Genomic DNA, 17,493 nt, shown 5'->3' on the forward strand with positions numbered 1-17,493 from the left:
TACGTCGTCACGCACGCCAGGTACCAGGAGGCACCCAGAGATGTCGGAAACGCAGACCGGCGCAGCGCAGCGCGGGGAGCAGATCCTTGAGATCTTCGACACGGCGTTCGGTGAGCTGCTGGCCGCCGATCCGGCTGCCTTCCGGGTCAAGTTCCGCAAGATGGCGGGCTCGGCCTTCGCCTTCTACCGGGGCACTGCGTGCCTGTTCTACGGCGACCTGGAGCGGGAGCGGCACGGCGGCCCGTATCTCGACGAGCGCACCGGCCGGGTGTGGATCCACGGCGATCTGCACGCGGAGAATTTCGGCACGTACATGGATGCCAACGGCCGGCTGATCTTCAACGTCAACGACTTCGACGAGGCGTACGTGGGCCCCTTCACGTGGGACCTCAAGCGGTTCGCCGCCTCGGTCGCGCTGATCGGTTACGCGAAGGCGCTGGGCGACGACCAGATCACCGAGCTCGTCCAGGTCTACGCGGCGGCCTACCGCGAGCGGATCCACGCGCTGGCGACGGGCGCGAAGAACGACGAGCTGCCGCCGTTCACCCTGGACACCGCCGAGGGCCCGCTGCTCGGGGCGCTGCGCGCCGCCCGGTCGCTGACCCGGGTCTCGTTGCTGGACTCGATGACGGAGATCCGTGACTTCGAGCGCCGCTTCGCCGACGGCGGCGGTGCGATCGACCTGGACGCGGCGACGCGCTACAAGGTCCTCGCGGCGTTCGACGGATATCTGGAGACGCTGCCGGAGTCGAGTCTGACCCGGCCCGACTCCTACCGGGTCAAGGACGTCGTCGGCCGGCGCGGGATCGGTATCGGATCGGCCGGGCTGCCCTCGTACAACATCCTTCTGGAGGGCAACAGCGACGCCCTGGAGAACGATGTGGTGATCTACCTCAAGCAGGCGCAGACCCCCGCGGTCTCCCGGCACATCACGGACGCCGCCGTACGGGAGTACTTCCAGCACGAGGGGCACCGCACGGTGATCTCGCAGCGCGCCCTCCAGGCGCACGCCGACCCGTGGCTTGGCTGGACCGAGCTGGACGGGGCCGGGCAGCTGGTCGCCGAGGTGTCGCCGTACGCGGTCGATCTGGACTGGTCCGACATCGACGAGCCCGACGAGATCGCGGCGGTCGTCGCCGACCTCGGCCGGGCGACGGCGACGATGCACTCCGCGGCGGACGACGAGAGCGGCCACTCGCTGGTGCCGTTCTCCACCGAGCGGGCGATCGACGCGGCGATCGCGGCGGACGAGGAGGGCTTCGGGGACCTGCTGGTGGACTTTGCCCACAGCTACGGCGCCAGGGCGCGCGCGGACCACCAGATCTTCGTGGACCTCTTCCGCAACGGCCGGATCCCGGGGCTGTAGCAGGGCATCGGAGACCGCGACGAGCGCAAGGGGGCGGAGGTGTTTGCGGGCCCTTTGGTTGGGGCGATTTCCCGCCATGCGCAAGCCGTGAGCGGAATCCACAGCTCCGCAAAAAGTCGCTTTGCACCCGCGGCGTCCCTGGGTAGTGTCACCGTGAGTTGATCATGGCTAACTATCTAGGGGGATATCCATGAACCGCCGCATCACGCTGACCCTTGCCGCCTGTACAGCGGCAGGTGGGTCGCTGCTCGCCGCTCCCGCCCAGGCGGCCGGGCCCGACACGTCCGCACAGGCCGTGCACGCCGCACCGACCGCCGTGGTCGCCTCCAGCGACCGGGTCAAGTGCACCAGCCTGAGCAACGGGCAGCTCTGCATCTCTCTCAACACGGGCCCCTCCCGCATCGAGGTCTTCTACACCAAGAGCGGTGGCTCGACCATCAAGGCGAACCTCGGGTTCCGTTCCTCCAGCACGTCCTACAGCGCGCTGAAGACCATCAGCACCGGTGAGCGGGCCGCTGCGACCTGGAACATGAGCTACCCCTGCGGCAAGAAGTACGTGGGGCTGATCAAGGTCCAGGGCCAGGGCACCTTCGAGACCCCCGCCGCCACCCCGCCCTGCGGATAGCGGAGAGCCGTCCCGGACGCGGCAGGGCCGCGAGGTGATCCGGGACGTCTGACGGCCCCGCCGACCGTCGCCCTTACGGGACGGGCGGCGGGGCCCTCTTGTGGACCCGTACCCTTTATGGGCCGTTCACAGGCTCGCATGCGACACTCCTGGACGATGGACATATCCGGTACGCAGCTCAGGGTCGTTCGCGCGGCGCTCTTCACGGCGCTCGTCGTGACGCTGTCCGTCGCGTCCCATGTACTGCTCTCCCGGATTCCGCTGCCGCTGACCGTCGTCGCGCTGCTGGCCGTTGTGATCTTCGCCGTGGCGTACGCCCTGACCGGGCGGGAGCGCGGTTTCCGGGCCATCGCCGGGTTGCTGGTTCCGCTGGAGCTGGCCGCCGACACCGTCTTCACCACCGGCCAACACGTCTGTTACGGCGCGGCCGGCGGCCCGATCGCGGGGCCGCTGCGGTTGGTCGGAGTCGACGTGTTGTGCGGCGGCGGTGGCATCGGCACGGGTGCGGCACCGGCCGGTCACCTCGGCGATCCGCTCACCTCGGTGACCGGCGCCGGGAAGTCGGCAGCCGCGCTGCTGGCCTCTCCCGGCCCTGCGGCGCCCTGGCTGCTGCTCGCCGCCCACGTGTCGGTCGGGCTGCTCGCCGCGGCCTGGCTCCGGCGCGGCGAGTCCGCCCTGGTCGCCCTGCTGGGTGCGGCCGCCGTCCTGGCGTTCCGGCCGCTGCTGATCGCGGTGGCCGTGACCGGAGCGGCCCGCCGCTCCGTGGGCCACAAGATCCGCGCTGCGGGCCACGGCCCGCACCTGCTCGTTCACGCCCGGCTCCTCGTGCACTCCGTGGGACGGAGGGGACCGCCGCGCTCGGCTCACGCCATCGCCTGAGCACGTATGTCCCTCACACCGCACCATCACCCACGGAGAATCCCAGCATGAGCAAGCGCAACAGTCAGGCCAACAAGTCCGCTGCCCGCGAGCGGCTGCGCGTGGAGCGCGAGCGCCAGGCCAAGAAGGACCGGGCCCGCCGGCAGGTCGTCGTCGGCGTCTCGGTCGTCGCCGTCCTCGCCATCGCCGCAGGCATCGGCTACGGCGTGATGAAGCTGAACGAGCCCGACCGCTGGGACGAGGCCGGTGACGCCAAGAACGTCACCGCCCCGAAGAACACCTCGGGCAAGGACGGCACGACCGTCGTCATCGGCAAGTCGACGGCCAAGAAGACCCTGGAGCTGTACGAGGACTCCCGCTGCCCGATCTGCGCCACGTTCGAGCAGACGGTCGGCGAGACGGTCCACAAGGACATCGACGCCGGCAAGTACAAGGTCAAGTACATCGGTGCCACGTTCCTCGACGGCGCGAAGTCGGCCAACGGCGAGGGCTCGAAGAACGCGCTGAGCGCGCTGGGAGCGGCACTCGACGTGAGCCCCGAGGCCTTCCTCGACTACAAGTACGCGCTCTACTCCGCGAAGTACCACCCGGAGGAGACCGACGACAAGTTCAAGGACGACTCCTACCTGTTCAAGATCGCCGACACGGTGGACGCGCTGAAGGGCAACGCCGCCTTCCAGAAGAACGTCAAGGACGGCACGTACGACGCCTGGGCGATGAAGATGTCCGCCGCCTTCGACAAGAGCGGTGTCAAGGGCACTCCGACCCTGAAGATGGACGGCAAGGCGCTGACCGGCTCGGACGGGAAGAACGCCCCGATGTCGGTGGCGGACTTCAACAACGCGATCACGGCGGCGCTGAAGGGCTGATCCGCCCCACACGTCCGACGAGGGGCCCCGCGCACGTGCGCGGGGCCCCTCGCACGCTCACAGCGTGGCGAGGAAGCCGATCGCGACCTTCCAGGCCAGCTCCGCCGCGGCCTGGTCGAAGTCGGGCAGTTCCGCGTCGGTGAACAGATGGCCCGCGCCGGGGTAGCGGTAGATCTCGACATCGGCACCGGTCCGCTGCATCTGCAGGTACCAGGAGTTCAGCCAGTCCTGCGTCTCGAACGGGTCCGGGTCGGCGACGTGCAGCTGTACGGGCAGCTCGTCCACCGAGGCGTTCTCGGCGATGTCCGACGTGCCGTGGAAGAGCAGCAGCCCGCGGGCCTTCGCGTCGCCGAGCGCCAGCGTCTGGGCGACGGACGCGCCGAGCGAGAAGCCCGCGTAGACCAGCCCGGAGTCGGAGTAGGGCGCAGCGGCCAGCACGGCCCGCTTCAGCAGCTCCTCCTTGCCCGTCTCCTCCCTGAAGGCCTGTGCTTCCTCCACGGATTCGAAGGTGTGCCCCGCGAAGAGATCGGGCACCCGCACCTCGTGACCGGCTGCACGAAGCCGGTCGGCGGCCGCGTGCACCGCGGGGCGCAGACCGTACGTCGAGTGGAAAAGCATGATGTTCATGAGGCCCATGGTGCCAGTTACCGTCGAGAGCCTGGAGAGCGACAGGATGGAGAACCTCCTGCGTCCGCTGATCATCCTCGGCGGTTCGGCAGTGATCACACTGCTGGCCGGCTGGCTGTTGGACCTGCTGCTCAGACGGGCCGCCGGGCGGCATCACGAAACCCCGTTGTGGGGTCTGCTGCGGCGCTGCGGGATACCGTTCCAGCTCACGCTGTGCACGGCACTGCTGCGGGCCAGCTACGCGCATACCCGGCTCGACCTGATCAGGGACCACCGCACGGGCATCGGACAGACCCTGACGCTGGTGCTGATCGGCGCCTCGGCCTGGCTGGTGCTGCGGATCGCCATCGCGGTGGTCGACTCGGTGTACGCGCGCTACGCGGCGAACACCCGGGACCCGGCACGGGTGCGGCGGGTGCGGACGCAGGTGACGCTGATCCAACGGGTGGTCACCGCGATCGTGACGACGGTCGCCGTCGCCGCGATGCTGCTGACCTTCCCGGCCATGCGGGCGGTGGGCACCTCGATGCTGGCCTCCGCCGGCGTCCTCGGCATCGTCGCGGGCGTCGCCGCCCAGTCCACGCTCGGCAACCTCTTCGCGGGCCTGCAGATCGCCTTCGGCGACATGGTGCGGATCGGTGACACGGTGGTGGTGAACAGCGAGTGGGGCACGATCGAGGAGATCACACTGACCTTCCTCACGGTACGGACCTGGGACGAGCGGCGGATCACGATGCCGGTCTCGTACTTCACGAGCCAGCCCTTCGAGAACTGGTCGCGCGGCGGGGCCCAGATGACCGGTTCGGTCTTCTTCCACCTGGACCACTCGGCGCCGGTCGCCGCGATGCGCGACCAGCTGCGGGACGTCCTGGGCGAATGCGCGGCGTGGGACGGGCGGAACTGGTCGCTGGCCGTCACGGACACCACGCCCTCCACCGTCGTGGTGCGTGCGGTGGTGACGGCGAAGGACGCGGACGACATCTGGACGGTGCGCTGCGCGGTCCGGGAGCAGTTGATCGGCTGGCTGCGCGACCACCACCCGTACGCTCTGCCGCGCATCACGACGGCGCCCGCCGAGCTGCCGCCCGAGGACGAGTGGCAGCTCATCCACCACCCGCGCGGGAAGCCTGCGGACCGGGACAGGGCGCCGCGCACCGGCCGCGGCTGACCGGCTGCCCGTCCCGGGAACGGGTCAGCGCAGACTGCGTACGTCCAGCTGCCGCAGCACCCGGTCGACGACCTCGGGGTCCGTGCCGGTCTCGCTGCGCGCGGAGAGCACCGCGTGGCGGGCGGCCGACAGCATCTCGCGCTGGATGCGGCTGACCGCCTTGAACCGCTCGGCGCGCTTCGCGTACGACTCGCGCCGCTCGTCGTCGACCATGTCGGGGCTGATCCGCGCCCCCACGTCGTAGGCCAGCCGCAGGAGGCGCTCCGCGACGTCCTCGGGGAACTCCTCGACCTCCTGGATCTCCTTGAGCCGCTGCCGGGCCGCCTTCGCGGCCCGGATCGCGAGGTCCCGCTCCAGCGCGTCCTCGGCGTCGGTGTCCGCCCGGACCCGCAGCCTGCGCACCAGCCACGGCAGGGTCAGGCCCTGGAAGACCAGCGTGACCATGATCACGACGAAGGCGATGAAGACGATCTCGTCGCGGCCCGGGAACGGCTTTCCGTCGTCCGTTCTCAGCGGGATCGCGAGTGCCAGCGCGACCGACGCCACCCCGCGCATCCCGGCCCACCACATGACGATGGTCTCCCGCCAGCCGGTGGGGATCTCCTCGCTGACGTCACGGCGGGTGTGCAGCCGCTTGGCCAGCCAGGTCGCGGGCAGCAGATAGAGCAGCCGGACGCCGACGACGACCACGACGACGGCCAGTGCCCAGCCGGTCATCTTCAGTCCGCGTCCGTCGGCCGTCCCGAAGACGTTGTGCAGTTCGAGGCCGATCAGCCCGAAGGCGACACCGGTGACGAGGGTGTCGACGATCTCCCAGAAGGTACGGCCGGTGAGCCGGCCCAGGACGTCGTCGGCGTCGGCGGTGTGCTCGGCGAGGAAGATCGCCGTGGTGAGGACGGCGAGGACGCCCGAGCCCATCAGCTCCTCGGCGAGCACATAGCTGACGAACGGCACCAGCAGGGTGAGCCCGACCTGGAGCGTGGCATCGCCGAGCAGGCCCATGAGTTTGATGGTGAGCCAGCCGAGCGCGACGCCCACCGCCACGGCGACGACGGCGGAGAGGATCAGCAGTCCGAACGCCTCCGGCAGCGAGAAGGTACCGCTCACCGCGGCCGCGATCGCCACGTGGTAGAGCACGATCGCGGTCACGTCGTTGAACAGCCCCTCGCCCTCCAGGATGGAGACGAGCCTGCGGGGCAGCCCGACCGAGCCCGCGACGGCGGTCGCCGCGATCGGGTCGGGTGGTGCGACGAGCGCGCCGAGTGCGACGGCGGCGGCGATGGGCAGCCCGGGAACTATCGCGTGGGCCACCGCGGCCACGGCCGCCGTCGTCAGGAAGACCAGCGCCACGGCCAGCAGGAAGATCGGTCGTCGATTGGCGGTGAACTGCCGCCAGGAGGTGCGCTGCACGGAGGCGTAGAGCAGCGGAGGAAGCAGCGCGGGAAGGATGATGTCGGGCGGGATGTCCACGTTCGGCACGAAGCTGAGGAAGGCCATCCCGGCCCCCGCAAGGGTCATCAGCACCGGCGCGGGAAGCCCCAGCCGCTCCCCCAGCGGAACGGTGACCACTGCTCCGAGCAACAGCAGGAGCAACAAGGCCATCTGGTCCACGGGGTGCCTTCCGGAGCGCGGCGAGCCGGCCTCGATGATCGGCCGATCCGGAGTCAAAGCCTGCCACGCTGACGCACGACCCCCGCGCCCGGCTCTCTTCCACCACGCTCTCGGGACAGGCGGCATGCGGCATTCAGGGGACCCTGCTGCAGAGCTTCTGCCTCGTCCGGCCCCACGAGCTCGCCGCTTCGACCACGGCCGGTCCCGGAGACCGATCCGCCCCGAAGACCGACCGGACGCTGAGACCGGCCGGACCCGGGTAGCGATCCGGCCGGACCCGCCGGACAGGCTCTATACGTCCAGCGCGCGGCGCATCGCCCGGTGCGGGATGCCCGCGTCCGGGAACTCGGGGCCGTAGGCGACATACCCGAGCCGCTCGTAGAAGCCGAGCGCGTGCGTCTGGGCGTGCAGGTCGACGGCGGCGAGGCCGAGGTCACGGCCCGCGTCCTCGATGGCCCGCACCAGCGCCGCGCCGACGCCGAGGCCTCGGGCCTGCCTGGTCACCGCGAGCCGGCCCAGCGAGCCGACCGTGAGGTCGCCGCCGGTCTTCGCGAGCGCGCCGGGACCGTGCAGCAGCCGCCCGGTGCCGAGCGCCGTGCCGTCCACCGCGACGGCGATGACATGCACCGCGTCCGCGTCGTAGGCGTCGTACTCGATCTCCTCGGGCACGTTCTGCTCACCGACGAAGACGTCCTTGCGGACCTGGAAGCAGGCGGCGCGGTCCTGCTCCCCGGCGGCGGTGCGGGTGGTGTACGAGGGAGGTGTGCCGGTCATTCGCTCTCCGCCGCGATCCGGTCCAGTGCCTGCTGGAGGTCGTCCGGGTAGGTGCTGGAGAACTCCACCCAGCGGCCGTCGGAGGGGTGCTCGAAGCCGAGCCGGACGGCGTGCAGCCACTGCCGGGTCAGGCCCAGCCGCTTGGCCATCGTCGGGTCGGCGCCATAGGTCAGGTCGCCGACACAGGGGTGGCGGTGGGCCGACATGTGCACCCGGATCTGATGCGTACGGCCGGTCTCCAGCTTGATGTCCAGGAGGCTGGCGGCGCGGTACGCCTCGATCAGGTCGTAGTGCGTGACGGAGGGCTTGCCCTCGGCGACGACCGCCCACTTGTAGTCGTGGGTGGGGTGGCGGCCGATGGGGGCGTCGATGGTGCCGCTCATCGGGTCCGGGTGGCCCTGGACCAGCGCGTGGTACTTCTTCTCGACGATCCGGTCGCGGAACTGGGCCTTCAGCAGCGTGTAGGCCCGCTCGGACTTGGCGACGACCATCAGCCCCGAGGTGCCGACGTCGAGCCGGTGCACGATGCCCTGGCGCTCGGCGGCGCCCGAGGTGGAGATCCGGTACCCGGCGGCGGCGAGGCCGCCGATGACGGTGGTGCCGGTCCAGCCGGGGCTCGGGTGCGCGGCGACGCCGACCGGCTTCATGATCACGACGATGTCGTCGTCGTCATGGACGATCTCCATGCCCTCGACGGGCTCGGCGACGATCTGCACCGGTGCCGGAGCCTGCGGCATCTCCACTTCCAGCCAGGCGCCGCCCTGTACCCGTTCGGACTTCCCGACCACCGAACCGTCCACCTGTACCTTCCCGGCGGCGGCCAGCTCTGCGGCCTTGGTGCGGGAGAAGCCGAACATGCGGGAAATGGCGGCGTCGACACGCTCGCCTTCCAGGCCATCGGGTACGGGCAGGGTTCGGATCTCGGGATGCGTGCTCACCTGTCGAGTATGCCTTGCGTGGCCCAGGACCTGCGCCGCGGATCAGGGTCGGACGGGCCGCAGCGGCCGGTGCGGTGCGTCACCGGGCGCCGGAGCGTCCTCGTCGCGGAGCGGTGCGGACGCTTCGGCGACGCCGCGAGATGCCGTACCGGGAGCGGTGACCCCGGCCATCGGCACAGGTCCCGCAGTCGCTAGTCCTTGTGCACGGTGCCGTCGGGATCCAGGCCCTTGAAGGAGAGGATCACGATCAGGATGCCGCCGCAGACGATCGCGGAGTCGGCCAGGTTGAAGACGGCGAAGTGGGCGGGGGCGATGAAGTCCACCACCGCGCCCTCGAAGACGCCCGGCGCGCGGAAGATGCGGTCGGTGAGGTTGCCCAGCGCACCGCCGAGCAGCAGCCCGAGCGCGATGGCCCACGGCAGGCTGTAGAGCTTGCGCGCGAGCCGTGCGATCACCACGATGACGGTCGCCGCGATGATCGTGAAGATGATCGTGAAGGCCTCGCCGATACCGAACGCGGCGCCCGCGTTGCGGATCGCGTCGAGCCTGAGCCAGCTACCGAAGATCTCGATCGGTTCCTGGTGCTCCAGCTTCGCCACCACGAGCATCTTGCTGCCCAGGTCGAGCAGGTACGCGAGGACGGCGACGCAGAAGAGCAGGATGATCCGCCGCCGGCGCGTGGCCGCCGAACGGTCGACCACCGCCTCGCCGTCCCCGTCCTCGGCCGCGGTGGTGTCCGCCGCCTGCCCGTCCGGGGTCAGGGCCCCGTCGTTCCGCTCCGGCTCGGCGCCTTCGCTTCCCTCAGCCTCGGGGATGTCCGGCGTACCGATGATGCTCTCCGCCTCTGCCACGTGAGTCCCTCAACCTAGTTCCCGACTGAGGACGAGGGTACGACACACAGGTGGGGATCAGCCGCGTCGCTCCTGCTTCTGTTTGTCCTCGACGCAGAGGGTGGCCCGGGGGAAGGCCTGCATCCGTGCCTTGCCGATCGGATTGCCGCAGATCTCGCAGAGTCCGTACGTCCCGGCGTCGAGGCGGGCCAGCGCCCGCTCGGTCTGCTCCAGCATCTCCTGGGCGTTGGCGGCGAGCGACATCTCGTGTTCGCGGGTGATGTTCTTGGTGCCGGTGTCCGCCTCGTCGTCACCCGCCCCGTCGCCGGAGTCCCGCATCAGCCCGGCCAGCGCCGCGCCCGAGGCCTCCAGCTCACGGCGCAGCCGCGTGATCTCGCCGGTCAGATCGGACCGGGCGGCCGAGACCTCCTCGGGCGTCCAGGGGTCCTCTCCCGGCCGTACGGCCAGCTCCCCCGGCGTGGTCGCGGCTGCGCGGGCCGGGGGCACGGGTGCCGCACTCCGGCCGGCCGTCCGGGTCCTCGCCGCGCTCTTCTTGGCTACCACCGTGTGGGCTCCCGTCTGCTCGGCGGCCTCGGCCGCCCCCGTGGCCGCCGAGGCGGCCTTCTTCGAAGCCTTCTTGGCCGTGGACTTCCCGGCCGCGCTCTTCTTCGCCTTCGCCGGGGTCTTCCCGGCCGCCGCCTTCTCGGTCACGGCCTGCTTGGCAACCTTCCTGGCAGCCTTCTCCGTGGGCTTTCCGGCCGCGGTGGCCTCCGTGACGGCCGGCCCGTGCGCGTCCTGAGGCACGGGGCTCGTACCCGTGTCCGAGACATCACCCCGGTCTGCCTCTCCTGTCGTCTCCTCGGCCGCCGCGCCCGTGGATCTCGCTGACGCCGTCTTCTCTGCGGCGGTCTTCTTCGCCACCATGGCCGCGGCCCCTTCACGCATTGTGATCTTGCTCGCGAGTCGTGCTGGGACGATAAGTCGACCCCAGCCCCGCGGCAACGGGGCACGCCGCCGAACAGCCCCTCCCCGTGTCCGGATCACCGCGCGTCTGAATCCGTTGTGCCCAGCTCCCCGCCCGGTAATCCGCCCCCGGTCCACCGCCCGGCCGCGCCGGGAGTCCGTACGCCGTGTCTGGCCATTCGGGTCACGCCGGGGCCCGCCGTCAAACCGGTCGGCCCCCGCGCCCCGGGCCCCGTACACTGACGGCAGCGAGAGGCGTGGATGGGACGAGTAGCGTCGTACGCAGCCAGGAGCGACCCGGGGACGGTGGGAGCCCGGGGGCGAGCGCGTCGTGAAGATCACCCGGAGCCGTCGGAGGAACGCCGCGAGGCAAGTAGAACCGGCATCGCACCCTAATGAGGGGGCCACGGGCACACACCCGGGGCCAAGGAGGGTGGTACCGCGGGAGTCCAACCGGCTCTCGTCCCTCCGACGGAAGTGGAATACGTCCGCCGGAGGAAGCCGCACATGACATCGCCGCAGTACCGCCAGGTACCCGCCCAGGTCGACCTGCCCGCACTGGAGCACGCAGTGCTCGACTTCTGGCGCGAGAGCAAGGTCTTCGCCAAGAGCCTGGAGCAGTCCGAGGGCCGCCCCGAATGGGTCTTCTACGAGGGTCCGCCGACCGCCAACGGCATGCCCGGCGCCCACCACATCGAGGCCCGCGTCTTCAAGGACGTCTTCCCGCGCTTCCGCACCATGCAGGGCTACCACGTCGGCCGCAAGGCCGGCTGGGACTGTCACGGTCTGCCGGTCGAGCTCGCGGTCGAGAAGGAGCTGGGCTTCAACGGCAAGAAGGACATCGAGGCGTACGGCATCGCCGAGTTCAACGCCAGGTGCCGGGAGTCCGTGACCCGGCACACCGACGCCTTCACCGACCTCACGACCCGGATGGGCTACTGGGTCGACCTCGACGACGCGTACCGCACGATGGACCCCGAGTACGTCGAATCGGTGTGGTGGTCGCTGAAGGAGATCTTCAACAAGGACCTGCTGGTCCAGGACCACCGGGTCGCCCCCTGGTGCCCTCGCTGCGGCACCGGCCTCTCGGACCACGAGTTGGCCCAGGGGTACGAGACGGTCGTCGACCCGTCGGTCTTCGTGCGCTTCCCGCTCACCTCCGGCCCGCTGGCCGGCGAGGCCGCGCTCCTGGTCTGGACGACGACCCCCTGGACCCTGGTCTCCAACACCGCCGTCGCCGCGCACCCCGACGTCGAGTACGTCGTCGCGACGAACGGCGAGGAGAAGCTCGTCGTGGCCCGGCCGCTCGTCGAGAAGGCGCTGGGCGAGGGCTGGGAGCTCACGGGCCGGTCGTTCACCGGCCGCGAGATGGAGCGCTGGACGTACGAGCGCCCGTTCGCCCTGGTGGACTTCCCCGCGCCCGCCCACTACGTCGTCAACGCCGAGTACGTGACGACCGAGGACGGTACGGGTCTGGTCCACCAGTCCCCTGCCTTCGGCGCCGACGACCTCCTGGTCTGCAAGGCGTACGGCCTGCCGGTGGTGAACCCGGTCCGCCCCGACGGCACCTTCGAGGAGGACGTACCGCTGGTCGGCGGCGTCTTCTTCAAGAAGGCCGACGAGGCACTCACCGAGGACCTCAACGACCGCGGCCTGCTCTTCCGGCACGTCCCGTACGAGCACAGCTACCCGCACTGCTGGCGCTGCCACACCGCGCTGCTCTACTACGCCCAGCCGTCCTGGTACATCCGCACCACAGCCGTCAAGGACCGTCTCCTGGAGGAGAACCAGAAGACCAACTGGTTCCCCGAATCGGTCAAGAACGGCCGGTACGGCGACTGGCTGAACAACAACATCGACTGGGCGCTGTCACGTAACCGCTACTGGGGCACCCCGCTGCCGATCTGGCGCTGCGAGGACGACCACCTCACCTGTGTCGGCTCGCGCGCCGAGCTGAGCGAGCTGACCGGCACCGACCTGTCCGGCCTCGACCCGCACCGGCCGTTCATCGACGAGATCACGTTCACCTGCTCGCACGAGAGCTGCCAACTGGAGGCGTACCGCGTCCCCGAGGTCATCGACGCCTGGTACGACTCGGGCTCGATGCCGTTCGCGCAGTGGGGCTACCCGCACAAGAACAAGGAGATCTTCGAGAGCCGCTACCCGGCACAGTTCATCTCGGAGGCCATCGACCAGACGCGCGGGTGGTTCTACACGCTGATGGCGATCGGCACCCTGGTCTTCGACAAGTCGAGTTACGAGAACGTCGTCTGCCTGGGCCACATCCTCGCCGAGGACGGCCGCAAGATGTCCAAGCACCTGGGCAACACCCTCGAACCGATCCCGCTGATGGACCAGCACGGCGCCGACGCGGTCCGCTGGTTCATGGCGGCCGGCGGCTCCCCGTGGGCGGCACGGCGCGTCGGTCACGGCACGATCCAGGAGGTCGTCCGCAAGACGCTCCTCACCTACTGGAACACGGTCGCCTTCCAGGCGCTGTACGCCCGTACGTCGAACTGGGCACCGTCCGGGGCCGACCCGGCCCCGGCGGACCGCACCGTCCTGGACCGCTGGCTGCTCAGCGAGCTGAACGCACTGGTGGACCAGGTCACCCAGGCGCTGGAGGGGTACGACACCCAGCGCGCCGGCAAGGTGCTGTCCGCGTTCGTCGACGACCTGTCCAACTGGTACGTACGCCGCTCCCGCCGCCGCTTCTGGCAGGGCGACAAGGCGGCGCTGAGCACCCTGCACGAGGTGATCGAAACGGTCACCCGGCTGCTGGCCCCGCTGACGCCGTTCATCACCGAGCGGGTCTGGCAGGACCTGATCGTGCCGGTCGCTCCGGACGCACCGGAATCGGTCCACCTGTCCACCTGGCCGAAGGCGGACCTGACGGCGATCGATCCCGCCCTCTCCACGCAGATGGCGCTGGTCCGCCGGCTGGTCGAGCTGGGCCGGGCCACGCGCGCCGAGTCGGGCGTCAAGACCCGTCAGCCGCTGTCCCGGGCGCTGGTCGCCGCCTCGGGCTTCGAGAGCCTCTCCCCCGAGCTGCAGGCCCAGATCACCGAGGAGCTGAACGTCTCCTCGGTGGCCTCGCTGTCCGAGGTCGGCGGTTCGCTGGTCGACACGACGGCGAAGGCGAACTTCCGGGCGCTGGGCAAGCGGTTCGGCAAGGGCGTCCAGGCGGTCGCCAAGGCCGTCGCGAACGCCGACGCCGCCGCGCTGTCGCTGGCCCTGCGCGAGGGCACCGCGTCGGTCGAGGTCGACGGGGAGCAGGTGAGCCTGGCCCCCGACGAGGTCATCATCACGGAGACCCCGCGCGAGGGCTGGTCGGTCGCCTCCGACTCGGGCGCGACGGTCGCCCTGGACCTGGAGATCACCCCGGAGCTGCGGCGCGCGGGCCTGGCCCGTGACGCGATCCGTCTCATCCAGGAGGCCCGCAAGAACAGCGGCCTGGACGTGGCCGACCGCATCGCCGTCCGCTGGATCTCCACGTCGCCCGCGACGGCCGAGGCCCTGACCGAGCACGCGTCCCTGATCGCGGACGAGGTTCTGGCCCTGGACTACGCACAGGGCGAGGCGGACACGGCGTACGGCGAGCCGTTCGAGGACGAGGGCCTGTCCCTGACGTTCCGCCTCCGCAGGACGAGCTGACCCCCAGCGACTGGGCCCGGCCGGACCGCTCCGGCCGGGCCCTTCGTCATTCCGCCGCCCGACCGGGCCAGGCGGGGCCGGTCCGTGTGGGACCCCGCCCACGGCAAAGGGCCGGGCCCCGGGGAAACCCCGGGGCCCGGCCCTCAGCCTGCCGACGGCTACGCGCTCATCGCGCGGAAGCCGCTCAGTTGTCGTCCTCGTCGATCAGGAACCCGCGCATCGGCGAAGGCGCCTGCTGCTGCATCGGCTGCGGCGCCTGCGGCCGCACCGGCGCCATCGGCTGGGTCATCGCCGGCGACATCTGCTGCTGGCCGCCGTACGAGGGCCCGCCGCCCATGGACGGGTTGCCGCCCATCTGCTGGTTGCCGTGACCGCCGTGGTTGCCGCCCATGGTGTGACCCATGACACCCGCACCGGCCGGAGCCAGCGAGGGCGACGGCGGCAGCGAAGCGGTCGCCGGGACCCGCGGCGGAGCCAGCGAGTCGTCCGCCTGGGTCTCCAGCTGACGCAGCTGGCTCTCCAGGTAGGACTTCAGACGGGTCCGGTACTCGCGCTCGAAGCCACGCAGGTCCTCGACCTTGCGCTCCAGCGTCGCGCGGGCCGACTCCAGGGAGCCCATCGCCACGCGGTGCTTCTCCTGCGCGTCCCGCTCCAGCGCGTCCGCCTTGGCACGCGCGTCGCGCTCCAGGCCCTCGGCACGGCTGCGCGCCTCGCCGACGATCTTGTTGGCCTCGGAACGGGCCTCCGCGATCGCCTGGTCGGCGGTCTGCTGCGCCAGGGAGAGGACACGGGCGGCACTGTCGCCGCCGGGGCCCTGCTGCTGCATCTGCGGCTGCTGCTGCTGCTGCATCTGCTGCATCTGCTGCTGCTGGGGGTTGTGACCACCCATGGGGCCGCCCATCGGGCCACCCATGGGACCGCCCTGCATCGGGCCGGGGCCGTGCGGGCCCTGCGGACCGGGGCCGTGCGGACCCTGGGGCCCGTGACCGCTGGGACCGGCGGGCAGCTGCGGAGCACCACCGGGCAGCTGGGGGGGACCCATCTGCGGGGGCTGCTGCTGCTGGACCGGCGGACCAGATATGGCGGCGGGCACCGGTGCGCCGGGCCGGTCCTGCGGCTCCGGCTTGCGCATACCTTGCTGCTGCTGGTTCTGCGCGGCGGCACGCGTGGCGGCGGCCAGCTTGGCGCGCAGGTCCTCGTTCTCACGGAGCAAGCGGGTCAGCTCCGATTCGACCTCGTCGAGGAAGGCATCAACCTCGTCCTCGTCATAGCCTTCTCGGAGGCGGACCGTCGTGAACTGCTTGTTCCGCACGTCCTCGGGGGTCAGCGGCATCTCTTCTTCACCTCTACGTAGTCGTCGGCAGTCGGCAAGACCGTATCGCTCACAACCTGATCACGACGCTGATCAGGATCGAAACGATGATCATCAGAACGAAGAAGGACAGGTCGAGCGCCACGCCCCCGAGACGCAGCGGCGGAATGAACCGCCGCAGGAGCTTGAGCGGTGGATCGGTGATCGTGTAAGTAGCCTCAAGAACGATCACCATCGGCTTGCCCGGCTGCCATGAACGTGCGAACTGGAAGACGTAGTCCATGACAAGCCGGAAGATCAGCACGATGAGGAAACACATCAACGCGATGTAGACAACACTCTGAGCGACGCCCATCCTCGCGTTTCCCTCTCCCCTGGCTCTCGTAGCTCCGGCCTCTCGGCCGGGTTGTTCCCGGTGTCGTGTTCTCAGCTCTGGTTGAAGAATCCGCCCTCTGCAATGCGGGCCTTGTCCTCCGCCGTGACATCGACGTTAGCAGGCGACAACAGGAACACCTTCTGCGTCACTCGCTCAATGCTGCCATGGAGACCGAAGACGAGTCCCGCGGCAAAGTCGACAAGTCGCTTAGCGTCCGTATCGTCCATCTCCGTGAGATTCATGATCACCGGAGTGCCCTCACGGAAGTGTTCCCCGATGGTACGGGCCTCGTTGTAGGTCCTGGGGTGCAGTGTGGTGATGCGGTAGGGCTCCCGCTCGGACACAACCTTGGGCATGATCACCGGTGCGTTCTTCTCCAAGTTCGAGCGTTCAGGTGTGATGGATGCCACGGGGGCGATCCGGGCGGGTCGTTCGCGCTCCGCCGGGATCTGGACCGGCTCCCGCTGCGCCGGAGGCTGCACCGCTCGCACCGGTTCGTCCCGCTCCACCTGATGCGCGGGCTGGTGCCGGCGCCGGTCCCGCTCGGGTTCCGGCTCGGGTTCGAATTCGTCGTCGGGGTCGAACCCCGGACCGTCGTACCCATCGTCCTCCACGAGGCCGAGGTAGACCGCCATCTTGCGCATCGCGCCGGCCATGCTCTGAGTCCTCCGCTCTGTGGTGGATCGGCATCTGTCACCAAGTGCCCGCGATCCACTGTGGCCTACCCGCCATGGGCGGTAATGACCATATTTTCTGCTGTGGTCCGACTTGCTTGGCGACGTTACCCGAGCCCGGGTCGGACTCCGAGTACCGCAGTACCGACGCGCACATGTGTCGCCCCGGCCGCAACCGCGTCCTCAAGGTCCGCACTCATCCCTGCGGAGACCATGTTCGCAGCCGGATGGTTCCCGCGCAGCCGGGATGAGATTTCCATCAGCCGGTCGAACGCGGCCCGTTGCCTTCCGGCGAACGGTCCGGCGAGCGGCGCGACGGTCATCAGACCGGCCAGCCGCAGCCCGGGGGCGGATTCGACCGCGGCGGCCAACTCCTCGACCCCGTCCGGGGCTACGCCGCCCCGCTCCCCCCGCTCACCGCTCTCCGCGTCGAGCGCGACCTGGATGAGACATCCGAGTTCACGCCCGTCACGGCCGGCCGCCGCGGAGAGCGCGTTCACCAGCTTGACACGGTCCACCGACTGCACGAAATCGGCATAACTCGCCACAGAACGAACCTTATTCGTCTGCAGTTGACCGACAAAATGCCATCTGAGGGACAGATCCGCACATGCGGCAGCCTTGGGAGCCGCGTCCTGGTCACGATTCTCCGCGACCTGACGCACGCCGAGTTCGTGCAGGATCCGCACATCACTCGCGGGGTAGGTCTTGGTGACCACGACGAGGGTCACTTCTTCGCGCTCGCGACCGGCGGCGGCGCAGGCGGAAGCGATGCGTTCCTCCACCTGTGCCAGATTCGCGGCGAGTTCAGCCTTACGGTCCGTCAT

General features: G+C 70.0%; 16 protein-coding genes. 6 read left to right on the plus strand and 10 right to left on the minus strand.

Annotated features, from left to right (window positions below):
• Nucleotides 1-40 precede the first annotated feature (40 nt).
• The 4 genes from FHX80_RS04505 to FHX80_RS04520 all read left to right on the plus strand — a co-directional run bounded on the left by FHX80_RS04505 (nucleotide 41) and on the right by FHX80_RS04520 (nucleotide 3,739).
• Nucleotides 41-1,366, plus strand: a complete 1,326-nt coding sequence (locus FHX80_RS04505; RefSeq protein ID WP_145762987.1) for a DUF2252 domain-containing protein — start codon at nucleotides 41-43, stop codon at nucleotides 1,364-1,366.
• Nucleotides 1,367-1,556: 190 nt separating this feature from the next.
• The gene (locus FHX80_RS04510; RefSeq protein ID WP_145762988.1) at nucleotides 1,557-1,991 is read left to right on the plus strand and encodes a hypothetical protein; all 435 of its coding nucleotides are present in this window, start codon (nucleotides 1,557-1,559) and stop codon (nucleotides 1,989-1,991) included.
• 156 nt (nucleotides 1,992-2,147) lie between these two features.
• A complete protein-coding gene (locus FHX80_RS04515) occupies nucleotides 2,148-2,870 on the plus strand; it encodes a hypothetical protein (RefSeq protein ID WP_145762990.1) in 723 nt (240 codons plus the stop codon).
• Between the two features lie 47 nt (nucleotides 2,871-2,917).
• Nucleotides 2,918-3,739, plus strand: coding sequence for a DsbA family protein (locus FHX80_RS04520; protein ID WP_145762992.1), 822 nt, complete (start codon nucleotides 2,918-2,920; stop codon nucleotides 3,737-3,739).
• Nucleotides 3,740-3,796: 57 nt separating this feature from the next.
• Here FHX80_RS04520 and FHX80_RS04525 read toward each other — a convergent pair whose 3' ends face one another.
• Complete coding sequence (locus tag FHX80_RS04525) at nucleotides 3,797-4,375, minus strand: dienelactone hydrolase family protein (RefSeq protein ID WP_145762994.1); 579 nt, start codon at nucleotides 4,373-4,375, stop codon at nucleotides 3,797-3,799.
• Between the two features lie 37 nt (nucleotides 4,376-4,412).
• On the opposite strand from FHX80_RS04525, the gene FHX80_RS04530 reads away from it, so the two are divergent.
• On the plus strand, nucleotides 4,413-5,534 hold the full coding sequence (locus tag FHX80_RS04530) for a mechanosensitive ion channel family protein (protein WP_145767071.1): 1,122 nt from the start codon (nucleotides 4,413-4,415) through the stop codon (nucleotides 5,532-5,534).
• Between the two features lie 24 nt (nucleotides 5,535-5,558).
• Here the strand turns inward: FHX80_RS04530 and FHX80_RS04535 are convergent, their stop codons facing one another.
• The 5 genes from FHX80_RS04535 to FHX80_RS04560 form a co-directional block, all read right to left on the minus strand.
• Complete coding sequence (locus FHX80_RS04535; protein ID WP_145762996.1) at nucleotides 5,559-7,145, minus strand: Na+/H+ antiporter; 1,587 nt, start codon at nucleotides 7,143-7,145, stop codon at nucleotides 5,559-5,561.
• Between the two features lie 291 nt (nucleotides 7,146-7,436).
• Nucleotides 7,437-7,919 (minus strand): GNAT family N-acetyltransferase, encoded by a 483-nt coding sequence (locus tag FHX80_RS04540; protein ID WP_145762998.1) that lies wholly within the window; start codon nucleotides 7,917-7,919, stop codon nucleotides 7,437-7,439.
• Nucleotides 7,916-8,857: an RluA family pseudouridine synthase gene (locus FHX80_RS04545; RefSeq protein ID WP_145763000.1), complete on the minus strand. Its 942-nt coding sequence runs from the start codon at nucleotides 8,855-8,857 to the stop codon at nucleotides 7,916-7,918. Before FHX80_RS04545 ends, FHX80_RS04540 begins: the two co-directional genes overlap by 4 nt.
• Nucleotides 8,858-9,048: 191 nt before the next feature.
• Nucleotides 9,049-9,708, minus strand: a complete 660-nt coding sequence (gene lspA / locus FHX80_RS04555; RefSeq protein ID WP_145763002.1) for a signal peptidase II — start codon at nucleotides 9,706-9,708, stop codon at nucleotides 9,049-9,051.
• A 57-nt stretch (nucleotides 9,709-9,765) separates the two neighbouring features.
• Nucleotides 9,766-10,611, minus strand: a complete 846-nt coding sequence (locus tag FHX80_RS04560) for a TraR/DksA family transcriptional regulator (protein ID WP_208764578.1) — start codon at nucleotides 10,609-10,611, stop codon at nucleotides 9,766-9,768.
• A 546-nt stretch (nucleotides 10,612-11,157) separates the two neighbouring features.
• Here FHX80_RS04560 and ileS point away from each other — a divergent pair.
• Nucleotides 11,158-14,304 carry an isoleucine--tRNA ligase gene (gene ileS, locus FHX80_RS04565; protein WP_145763004.1) on the plus strand — a complete coding sequence of 1,049 codons (3,147 nt, stop codon included), beginning with the start codon at nucleotides 11,158-11,160 and terminating at the stop codon, nucleotides 14,302-14,304.
• A gap of 184 nt (nucleotides 14,305-14,488) precedes the next feature.
• Here the strand turns inward: ileS and FHX80_RS04570 are convergent, their stop codons facing one another.
• From FHX80_RS04570 to FHX80_RS04585, 4 genes are all read right to left on the minus strand, one after another.
• Nucleotides 14,489-15,637: a DivIVA domain-containing protein gene (locus tag FHX80_RS04570; RefSeq protein ID WP_145763006.1), complete on the minus strand. Its 1,149-nt coding sequence runs from the start codon at nucleotides 15,635-15,637 to the stop codon at nucleotides 14,489-14,491.
• 49 nt (nucleotides 15,638-15,686) lie between these two features.
• A complete protein-coding gene (locus FHX80_RS04575) occupies nucleotides 15,687-15,971 on the minus strand; it encodes a YggT family protein (protein WP_145763008.1) in 285 nt (94 codons plus the stop codon).
• 71 nt (nucleotides 15,972-16,042) lie between these two features.
• Nucleotides 16,043-16,648, minus strand: coding sequence for a cell division protein SepF (locus FHX80_RS04580; RefSeq protein WP_145763010.1), 606 nt, complete (start codon nucleotides 16,646-16,648; stop codon nucleotides 16,043-16,045).
• Between the two features lie 125 nt (nucleotides 16,649-16,773).
• Nucleotides 16,774-17,493 carry a YggS family pyridoxal phosphate-dependent enzyme gene (locus FHX80_RS04585; protein ID WP_145763013.1) on the minus strand — a complete coding sequence of 240 codons (720 nt, stop codon included), beginning with the start codon at nucleotides 17,491-17,493 and terminating at the stop codon, nucleotides 16,774-16,776.

Origin of the sequence: Streptomyces brevispora, assembly GCF_007829885.1 — a bacterium.
In the GTDB taxonomy this organism is placed as follows: domain Bacteria; phylum Actinomycetota; class Actinomycetes; order Streptomycetales; family Streptomycetaceae; genus Streptomyces; species Streptomyces brevispora.

Excerpts from the sequence above, each read along its gene's own strand:
- FHX80_RS04570 (WP_145763006.1), bottom strand. The coding sequence starts at position 15,637 with ATGCCGCTGACCCCCGAGGACGTGCGGAACAAGCAGTTCACGACGGTC.
- ileS (WP_145763004.1), top strand. The coding sequence starts at position 11,158 with ATGACATCGCCGCAGTACCGCCAGGTACCCGCCCAGGTCGACCTGCCC.
- FHX80_RS04525 (WP_145762994.1), bottom strand. The coding sequence starts at position 4,375 with ATGGGCCTCATGAACATCATGCTTTTCCACTCGACGTACGGTCTGCGC.
- FHX80_RS04515 (WP_145762990.1), top strand. The coding sequence starts at position 2,148 with ATGGACATATCCGGTACGCAGCTCAGGGTCGTTCGCGCGGCGCTCTTC.
- FHX80_RS04510 (WP_145762988.1), top strand. The coding sequence starts at position 1,557 with ATGAACCGCCGCATCACGCTGACCCTTGCCGCCTGTACAGCGGCAGGT.
- FHX80_RS04540 (WP_145762998.1), bottom strand. The coding sequence starts at position 7,919 with ATGACCGGCACACCTCCCTCGTACACCACCCGCACCGCCGCCGGGGAG.
- FHX80_RS04585 (WP_145763013.1), bottom strand. The coding sequence starts at position 17,493 with ATGACGGACCGTAAGGCTGAACTCGCCGCGAATCTGGCACAGGTGGAG.
- FHX80_RS04505 (WP_145762987.1), top strand. The coding sequence starts at position 41 with ATGTCGGAAACGCAGACCGGCGCAGCGCAGCGCGGGGAGCAGATCCTT.
- FHX80_RS04575 (WP_145763008.1), bottom strand. The coding sequence starts at position 15,971 with ATGGGCGTCGCTCAGAGTGTTGTCTACATCGCGTTGATGTGTTTCCTC.
- FHX80_RS04520 (WP_145762992.1), top strand. The coding sequence starts at position 2,918 with ATGAGCAAGCGCAACAGTCAGGCCAACAAGTCCGCTGCCCGCGAGCGG.
- FHX80_RS04560 (WP_208764578.1), bottom strand. The coding sequence starts at position 10,611 with ATGGTGGCGAAGAAGACCGCCGCAGAGAAGACGGCGTCAGCGAGATCC.
- FHX80_RS04580 (WP_145763010.1), bottom strand. The coding sequence starts at position 16,648 with ATGGCCGGCGCGATGCGCAAGATGGCGGTCTACCTCGGCCTCGTGGAG.
- FHX80_RS04530 (WP_145767071.1), top strand. The coding sequence starts at position 4,413 with ATGGAGAACCTCCTGCGTCCGCTGATCATCCTCGGCGGTTCGGCAGTG.